Origin of the sequence: Micromonospora sp. (assembly GCF_048594385.1) — a bacterium.
GTDB lineage: Bacteria > Actinomycetota > Actinomycetes > Mycobacteriales > Micromonosporaceae > Micromonospora > Micromonospora wenchangensis.
Genome location: NZ_JBMDWU010000403.1, coordinates 1 through 6234, shown reverse-complemented (window position 1 = coordinate 6234; position 6234 = coordinate 1). Strand labels below are relative to the sequence as shown.

Genomic DNA, 6234 nt, shown 5'->3' with positions numbered 1-6234 from the left:
ACCCCACCCCACCCCGCTTGGCGTGATCAAGAGGTTTGCGTCATGACGGAGATCCAGATTGACGCAAACCTCTTGATCACTTGACGCAAACCTCTTGATCACCGAGCGGTGCGGCCGGGGTAGTGAGGGCTGTGAGACCGGGCCGAGGGCGGCGGGGCGGTGGTGGTGAGACCGGGCCGGGGCGACGGGCACGGAGGGCTGGGGCGGAACCGGCGCGGGGCTGGGGCTGCGGGCGGAGCCGGGGTGGGGTGCGTGGGGCGGGGGACAGGGGTGGGTGGGTCAGGAGCCGGCGAGGGGGTCGCCGGGGTTGCGTTCCACCTCGCGGGCGTCGCCCTCGCCGGCCCGGGAGGCCAGCAGCCGACGGTACGAGGCCAGCCGGCGCGGATCGGCCTTGCCGGCGGCCACCCAGGCGTCCAGGGCACAGTCCGCCTCGTCCGGGGTGTGCGGACAGTTGGGTGGGCAGTCCACCGTCCCCTCCACCAGGTCGGGGAACCCGTGCAGCAGGCTCTCGGCCGAGACGTGGGCCAGCCCGAAGCTGCGGATGCCCGGGGTGTCCACGATCCAGCCCGGGTCACCGTCGCCGTCCGGGGTACGCGGGAGCCGTAGCGCCACCGCGCTGGTGGAGGTGTGCCGGCCCCGGCCGATGGCGCTGACCACGCCGACCGCCCGCAGCGCGTCCGGTACCAGCCGGTTGACAAGTGTCGACTTGCCCACCCCGGAGTGCCCCACCAGCACCGACACCCGGCCGGCGAGCAGGGCGCGCAGCGCGTCGAGGTCGGAGTCGGGCCGGATGAGCACGTACGGCAGTTCCAGCTCGGTGTAGTAGCCGACGACCTGCTCCGGGCCGGCCAGGTCGGCCTTGGTCAGGCAGAGCAGCGGCTCGATGTCGGCGTCGTACGCGGCGACCAGACAACGGTCGATGAAGCCGGTCCGGGGTGGTGGGTCGGCCAGCGCGCTGACGATCACCAGTTGGTCGGCGTTGGCGACCACCACCCGTTCCAGCCGTCCCTCGGCGGTGTTCTCGTCGTCGTCGGCGGTGCGCCGCAGCACCGAGCGCCGTTCGGCGATCCGGACGATCCGGGCCAGCGCCCCGTCCGCACCGGAGACGTCGCCGACGAGGCTCACCCGGTCGCCGACCACCACCGACTTGCGGCCCAGTTCGCGGGCCCGCATGGCGGTGATCGCGGCGCCGTCGGGGGCGTCGGGGAGCACACAGGTGTACCGGCCCCGGTCGACGGCGATGACGAACCCGTCGACCGCGTCGTCGTGCCGGGGGCGGGTCCGGGTACGCGGACGTGAGGACCGGCCGGGGCGCACCCGTACGTCGTCCTCGTCGTACTCCCGTCGCTTGGTCGCCAGGACCTGCCCCCTCCGCCGTCAGCTCTTGCCGGTCACCATCGCCGACCATAGTGCCGGGAACTCCGGCATGGTCTTCGAGGTGCACGCCACGTCGTCCACCTCGATGCCCGGGACGGCGAGCCCGGCCACCGCGGCGGCGTGCGCCATCCGGTGGTCGGCGTAGGTGCGGAAGGCACCCCCGCGCAGCGGTCGGGGCCGGATCTCCAGCCCGTCGGCGGTTTCGGTCAGGTCGGCGCCGAGCCCGGTGAACTCCCGGGCCAGCGCGGCGATCCGGTCGGTCTCGTGCCCACGGATGTGCCCGATGCCGGTGAACGTCGACGGCGAGTCGGCCAGCATGGCGAGCGCGGTCAGTGCCGGGGTCAACTCGCTGACGTCGGACAGGTCGGCGGTCAGGCCGTGCACGGTGCCGGTGCCCCGTACGGTCAGCCCGGTGGTGGTCAGGGTGACCTCGCCACCCATCCGGTCCAGCAGCGAGCGGAGCTGTTCGACCGGCTGGACGCTGTTGTGCGGCCACCCCTGCAGGGTCACCTCACCGCCGGTGACCAGGGCGGCGGCGAAGAACGGGACCGCGCCGGAGAGGTCCGGTTCGATCTCCCAGCCCCGGCCGGCGAGCGGCCCCGGCTCGACCACCCAGACGTCGTCGACGGTGTCGTCGACGGCCGCCCCGGCGGCCCGCAGCATCTGCACGGTCATCCGCAGGTGCGGCGCGGACGGCACCGGCGGGCCCTGGTGCCGGACCACCACGCCCCGGTCGAAACGTGCCCCGGCGAGCAGCAGGCCGGAGACGAGCTGGCTGGAGGCGGAGGCGTCGATCACCACCTCGCCGCCGGTGACCCGACCGACGCCCTGCACCACCAGGGGCAGGCTGCCGGTCTCCGGCGCGTCGATCCGGACGCCGAGTGAGCGCAGCGCGCCGATCAGCGGGCCCAGCGGCCGGACCCGGGCCTGCGGGTCGCCGTCGAAGGTGACCCGCCCATCGGTGAGGCCGGCGACCGGCGGGACGAACCGCATCACCGTGCCGGCGAGCCCGACGTCGACGTGGGCCGGGCCGACCAGCCGGTGCGGCCGGACCAGCCAGCGGTCGTCGTCGGAGACCGAGACGTGGGCACCCATCGCCCGCAGCCCGCCCGCCATGAGTTCGGTGTCGCGGGCGCGCAGCGGCCCGTGCAGTGTCGACGGGCCACCGGCCAGTGCGCTGAGCACCAGGGCGCGTGCGGTCATCGACTTGGAGCCGGGTAGGCGCAGGGCGGCGGTGACCGGGGCGGTGGCGGTCGGTGCGGCCCAGGGCTGTTGCGGACGGGTGGCGGTCAGGTTTCCCACGGTCACATTCTGCCAACTCGACGGCGATTTCGAGACTACCGTCGGGCTGACTCCCGGTGGGCGGGACAGCCGATGGCGGCGCGGGGGGCTAGCGTTGGCGCCATGTGCGGCAGGTACGCGACGACCCGGAGTTCCGGGGACCTGAGCGCCGTCTTCGAGTCGTACGACGACACCGACGGCGGGGTCCGGCCGGACCACAACGTCGCGCCGACCGACCGGGTGCCGGTGGTGCGGGTCGATCCGGAGCGGGGGCGGGCGCTCTCGGTGGGCCGCTGGGGGCTGGTGCCGCACTGGGCGAAGTCGGCCGCCGGGGCCGCCCGCATGATCAACGCGCGGGCCGAGACGGTCGCCACCAGCCGGGCGTACGCCCTGCCGTTCGCCCGTCGCCGCTGCCTGGTCCCGGCCGACGGCTGGTACGAGTGGGTGCGCCGGGCCGGCGGCGGCAAGCAGCCGTACTTCATGACCCCGCGGGACGGCTCGGTGCTGGCGTTGGCGGGGATCTGGTCCCGCTGGGAGGCGACGCTCACGTTCAGCGTGCTCACCACGGCGGCGGTGGGCGAGCTGGCCGAGGTGCACGACCGGATGCCGCTGCTGCTGCCGCCCGACCGGTGGGCGGACTGGCTGGCCCCGGCCGACGATCCGGCGGCGTTGCTGGTCCCGCCGTCGGCGGACTGGCTCGCCGGGCTGGAGATCCGCCCGGTCGGTACGGCGGTGGGCGACGTGCGCAACGACGGCCCGGAGTTGACCGCCCGGGTGGCGCTGGACCGGGAACGCTCCCACGGGACCGACGCACTGTTCTGATCGCGATAGATGACATTGGCGCGTACGAATTGCCAGGTTTATCGGTGAAATGTCGCTCGGATTTTCTGCCATCTTTCCGGCACACCCCTTGTCTCCGTAGCCGACGGTGCGATACAACACAGCGCTGGCACTGGGAGCGTCCTCGCGCAGTGCGAACGACGCCCGTCGATCTTGCCGGTCCCACGGGGGAGGTGGGTGTGATGACCCGGGCGCGTATGCCCCGACCGCACGAGGTGGCCGCCGCACGACGGGATCCGCGACTGCTGCGTGCGTTGCGGGACCGCCGTTCCGACGATGCCTGGCGGACCAGAGGAACCTGTCAGAGCGTGGATCCGGAGACGTTCTTTCCGGCACCCAACGAACCAGCCGACGCGGCGGTGTCGCTCTGCCGCAGCTGCGACGTGCAGGGTTCCTGCCTGGCCTGGGCGCTGGAGGTGGGCGACACCCACGGCGTGTGGGGCGGCACCACGCCCCGCGAGCGCCGGGCCATGCTGGTCGCCTGGCGGGGCGAGGTCGGCTCCGATTCCGGCGCGGCCGGCGACGCCGGTCCACCGGTCCGCGACCAGTTGCTCACCCTGGTGCCGTTGAGCTGATCATCCCGCCGGCCACGGCGCAGAATGACCGGATGTCCCGCTCCACACAGCTCGACACACCGCGCGGCCCGGCCCGGGTCGACACCGATCGTCCGGCCGGGCCGCCGACGTCCCTGCTCGTGCTCGGCCCCGGGGCCGGCGGCGCGGTGGACGCGCCGGACCTGCTGGCCGTCCGTGACGCCGCCCGCGACGCCGGGGTGCTGGTGGCCCGGGTGACCCAGCCCTACCGGGTGGCCGGCCGCCGGGCACCGGCCCCGGCGGGGCACCTGGACGAGGCGTGGACGGCGGTGCTGGCCGTGCTGCGCCGCCGGCATCCCGACCTGCCGCTGCTGGTCGGCGGCCGGTCCAGCGGCGCCCGGGTGGCCTGCCGGACGGCCGGCCCGGTGGGGGCGGTCGGGGTCGTCGCGCTGGCCTTTCCGCTGCACCCGCCCGGCCGCCCGGAGCGCTCCCGGGCCGACGAGCTGGCCACCGGCCTGCCCACGCTGGTGGTCAACGGCGACCGGGACCCGTTCGGGCTGCCCGACGCCGCCGGGGCGGTGCAGGTGGTGGTGCGTCGTGGCGAACGTCACGACCTGCGCCGGGACCCGGCCGGGGTGGCCGCCGCGGTGCTCACCTGGCTGCGTACGTACCGGTGGGCCCACTGACCGCAGCGGCGACCGGCGGCGCGGGGCCGGTTCGCCGTGCTGACCACCCGTTTCCGCCCCGCCGGACCCCTCGTTGCATCCGGTGGTGCCGACCTTCCGGTTCGGGTGGTCGGGACCGTCCCTCCCAGGCCCTTCCTGGTCCCAGTCCTCCGGTAGCCGACCGGGCGGGCCGGGACCAGGAGCGGGGCCGGCGGAATGTGCGGCCGGCGGTCGGGTGTTACGACTCCCGGACGAGGAATCTGGCGAGGGGGGTGACCGGTGCCGACCGAGACACGGAGCCGGGAGCGGGACGATCGGGACGCGCGGCAGCTCAGACGGCTGCTCGACGGTCCGGACTGGCCGGCGGTGGGGACCGGCCCCCGGGTGGTGAGCACGGGCACACCCGGCAGAACGGAAGCTGCGGACCGGTCCGTCCGCGTATTCTCGGCGGGACAGCATCCGACGCGAGGGGATGTGCGGTTGACCACCGAGAAGACGGACGAGCGCAGGGCCCGCTTCGAGCGGGACGCGATGCCCTTCGTCGATCAGCTCTACGCCGCCGGGCTGCGGATGACGCGTAACCCGGCCGACGCCGAGGACCTGGTCCAGGAGACGTACCTGAAGGCGTACGCGGCCTTCCACCAGTTCGAGCAGGGCACCAACCTGAAGGCCTGGCTCTACCGGATCCTGACCAACACCTACATCAACTCCTACCGCAAGCGGCAGCGCCAGCCCATCCAGGCGCCCACCGAGGAGATCACCGACTGGCAGCTCGCCGAGGCCGAGTCGCACACCTCCAGCGGGTTGCGGTCGGCCGAGACCGAGGCGCTGGACCGGCTGCCGGACACCGACGTCAAGGAGGCCCTCCAGCAGCTGCCGGAGGAGTTCCGCCTGGCGGTCTACCTGACCGATGTCGAGGGCTTCTCGTACAAGGAGGTCGCCGACATCATGGGTACGCCGATCGGCACCGTGATGTCCCGGTTGCACCGCGGGCGTCGTAACCTGCGCAAGCTGCTGGAGCGGTACGCCGCGGAGCGCGGCTTCAGCGCCGCGCAGCCCGCGAAGGGTTCGACCACCGCCACTGCCGGTCGGGAGGTGTGACGTGAGCTGTGGAGAGCCGCACGAGACGGACTGCCGGGAAGTGCTCGCGGAGGTCTACCTCTACCTCGACCTGGAGTGCGCCGAGGAGCGCCGTTCGCTGATCCGCTACCACCTGGACGAGTGCGGGCCCTGCCTGCGCGAGTACGGCATCGAGCAGGAGGTGCGGGCGCTGGTGGCGCGGTGCTGCGGCAACGAGACCGCCCCCGACGAGCTGCGCGAGCGGCTGCGGGTACGCCTCACCGAGCTGGTGGTCTTCGAGGCCAGCGAGTCCCGCGAACTGGCCGAGTGACACCGCACGGCGGACCCGCCGTGGACGATCCGAAAACAGGCCGGGGGCCGGGGTCGAGTCGACCCGGGCCACCGGTGTGTCCGGCGCGGAGCCGGACCTGACGTCGCGGCGGTGGCCCGCCGGAACGGCTCAGGAGTTGGGGCGCTTG

7 protein-coding genes are annotated in these 6234 nt (G+C 73.8%); 5 read left to right on the top strand and 2 right to left on the bottom strand.

From position 1 onward, the window contains the following. Positions 1-279 precede the first annotated feature (279 nt). Together rsgA and aroA are read right to left on the bottom strand one after the other, a co-directional pair. Entirely contained in the window at positions 280-1212 is a 933-nt protein-coding gene (rsgA, locus tag ACOJTC_RS21505; protein ID WP_420118230.1) for a ribosome small subunit-dependent GTPase A, read from the bottom strand. 165 nt (positions 1213-1377) lie between these two features. Next, on the bottom strand, positions 1378-2679 hold the full coding sequence (aroA, locus tag ACOJTC_RS21500; protein ID WP_357929799.1) for a 3-phosphoshikimate 1-carboxyvinyltransferase: 1302 nt from the start codon (positions 2677-2679) through the stop codon (positions 1378-1380). 102 nt (positions 2680-2781) lie between these two features. Here aroA and ACOJTC_RS21495 point away from each other — a divergent pair, with 102 nt between their 5' ends. From ACOJTC_RS21495 to rsrA, 5 genes are all read left to right on the top strand, one after another. Continuing rightward, on the top strand, positions 2782-3480 hold the full coding sequence (locus ACOJTC_RS21495; RefSeq protein ID WP_420118229.1) for an SOS response-associated peptidase: 699 nt from the start codon (positions 2782-2784) through the stop codon (positions 3478-3480). Positions 3481-3680: 200 nt separating this feature from the next. Beyond that, positions 3681-4073 carry a WhiB family transcriptional regulator gene (locus ACOJTC_RS21490; protein ID WP_204926828.1) on the top strand — a complete coding sequence of 131 codons (393 nt, stop codon included), beginning with the start codon at positions 3681-3683 and terminating at the stop codon, positions 4071-4073. Between the two features lie 32 nt (positions 4074-4105). Next, on the top strand, positions 4106-4717 hold the full coding sequence (locus ACOJTC_RS21485; RefSeq protein ID WP_420118228.1) for an alpha/beta family hydrolase: 612 nt from the start codon (positions 4106-4108) through the stop codon (positions 4715-4717). A 258-nt stretch (positions 4718-4975) separates the two neighbouring features. Then, positions 4976-5797 carry a sigma-70 family RNA polymerase sigma factor gene (locus ACOJTC_RS21480; RefSeq protein WP_420118227.1) on the top strand — a complete coding sequence of 274 codons (822 nt, stop codon included), beginning with the start codon at positions 4976-4978 and terminating at the stop codon, positions 5795-5797. A 1-nt stretch (position 5798) separates the two neighbouring features. Next, complete coding sequence (gene rsrA / locus ACOJTC_RS21475; protein ID WP_204926830.1) at positions 5799-6086, top strand: mycothiol system anti-sigma-R factor; 288 nt, start codon at positions 5799-5801, stop codon at positions 6084-6086. The last annotated feature ends 148 nt before the right edge of the window (positions 6087-6234 follow it).